2 protein-coding genes are annotated in these 2,170 nt (G+C 44.6%); both read right to left on the minus strand.

Going from position 1 to position 2,170, the window contains the following annotated elements; translation table 11 throughout:
- Positions 1-216 precede the first annotated feature (216 nt).
- Positions 217-1,605, minus strand: coding sequence for an MFS transporter (locus tag WAM07_RS11390; RefSeq protein ID WP_422166948.1), 1,389 nt, complete (start codon positions 1,603-1,605; stop codon positions 217-219).
- A gap of 142 nt (positions 1,606-1,747) precedes the next feature.
- Positions 1,748-2,170 (minus strand): class I SAM-dependent methyltransferase (locus tag WAM07_RS11395; protein WP_422166950.1); only part of this gene is annotated, 423 nt, incomplete at its 5' end.

Genomic DNA, 2,170 nt, shown 5'->3' on the forward strand with positions numbered 1-2,170 from the left:
GCTCTACCTCAATTGCGCCGTGCTCTACCTCAATTGCGCCGTGCCCAGGAAGTACACTTACAAGTATCGCGAATCTTCACGCCGGTGTAACGGTTGATGACTTATATGACTTAAACCCTGACATTGATGCACGCAATCTCCAGATCGGATCAGAAATCAGAGTCAAATAAACAAAACAATCCCCCGGCACCTCAAAGTGTCCCAGGGGATTTTCGATTAATAGTCAGATGCTGCTTTCTTTAAGGACAGGGACTTTCGATTGTAAAATAAATAGAATTGCCCTAGCGATAATAGAATAATAATGGAAAAACCTAAGAAAATGTTACTGTAAATCGCCGTATCTCCATTGAAACCCAGCCAGTTGAGCGGTCGGGCAGGGTCGAACAGATCCAGTGTTTTACCGATGACGGCTCCGCTTAACGCACCGGAAACAAAGTTGAGCAGATTGAACACGCCCATGCCTACTCCGGTTTCTTTTTTATCGAGCAGATTGGCAAGAATATCTGCGGACGAGGCCTGAACAAGCGGAAAGCTCATATAGGCAACGATAATGGTTGCACTTACGATATACTGATTAGCTCCTACAATCATTGAGAGCAGGAAAAATCCTGAAGCCAGCAATATCATCGCCAGGTAAAGCACAAAGGTATTCCCTTTAGAATCTACCAGATTTCCACCTTTTTGCCCCATAAGCGCAGCACTTAAAGCTCCTGGGAAGAGGACGAGCCCAATGGCCATCGTGCCCAGTTGGTACGTATCCCGGAACATGATCGGAAGCATGAACATCATGCCGAATAAGCAGGTAATACTTAGAAAACTTGTAATAATGGTGGATCTGTATTTGATATTTTTAAATAAATGCGGAGGAATAAATGGTTCTTCGATGGCCTTCATTCGCCATAAGTTTGAAAAGAAAAACAGAGCAGTTAATCCGAAAATCCATGGAATTCCGAGTGTAATCCCAAGCAGCAATGTGGAGATGAATCCAGCAATCAAAGCCGCTCCTATATAATCAATGTAGCCTTTATTAGTCTCTTCCTGCGGCAGATTTCTTCTAAGAAAAGGCAGTGTAATGATGATTAATGCGGACGTTAGGAATAAGTAGCGCCAATCTAGAAATCCAGCTATAAACCCGCCTGCAATCGGCCCTATGCCTGAGGCAAAGGCCATAACAGAAGATACAATACCCAGTACTTTTCCTCTCGTTTTAGGAAAGTAACGAATGGGTGCTAAAAAGACAAGCGCAGGAATCATCGCTCCTCCTACGGCTTGGATGACGCGGGCCACAAGGACCATCCCATAATTCTGAGCAAAGAAACCAAATAACGATCCCGCTGCAAAAATTGTCAGGCCAACCGTGATTAAGGTACGGAAGGGATAAAAGTCCGCGAGCTTTCCATACGTTAGCGCCCCCACCGCATATACCATAATGTAGCCGGTCATCACCCAGCTTACTTCGGAAGGCATCAGTTGATACGTCTTCGCTATATCCGGCACAGCAATATTAAACATCGTCCCGTTCATCACGGAAAGCATAAGAACTGCACATAATGAGACTAATAGTCTCGTCGGATTAGGTACAGACGATTCGTGTTGCTTCTCCATTCTAATGCCCCCTTTTTAGTTCGCATCTCGAAATGAATCCTAACGAATAAGAGAGTACATTGCAAAGATAATGAACCGGAAATCGAATCTTTTACAAATGGATTCCTCTTTTCAGCTAAAACACATGTCGCTTTTTTTATAATCAGGAATGCAAAGGTCTCGCCCACACGAGATGAATGGAATTAAGAAGTGAGCTTTCAACTCGCTTTATTTCTAATGTTGATTCGTCTAACAGCTTCAACATATCCCTGTTCACGTGGCACCCAATCCGTTTTTTCACCAATGGATCCATCATGTGTTGAAGACTGGAAACCAGGCGGTTTGTACTCACGCCGTGTTCCAGCAGAAGGATTTGCCCATCTTCCTTACATAACGTTCCGAGCTTCTCGAGCACCTTTTCCGGATGGGGATAGGAGCACATCGACAAGGTGGATACGACGGTATCAAAAGAACAGGCAGGCAAGTCGAGCTCCTCAACATTTTCAACCATAAAGTCCACCTTCAAATTCTGTTCAGCCGCTACTCCTTTGGCCTGTTCAATCATGGTCGGGCTGAAATCCACTGC

The sequence above is a fragment of the Halobacillus sp. genome, from assembly GCF_049282395.1.
Taxonomy (GTDB): Bacteria; Bacillota; Bacilli; order Bacillales; family Halobacillaceae; genus Halobacillus.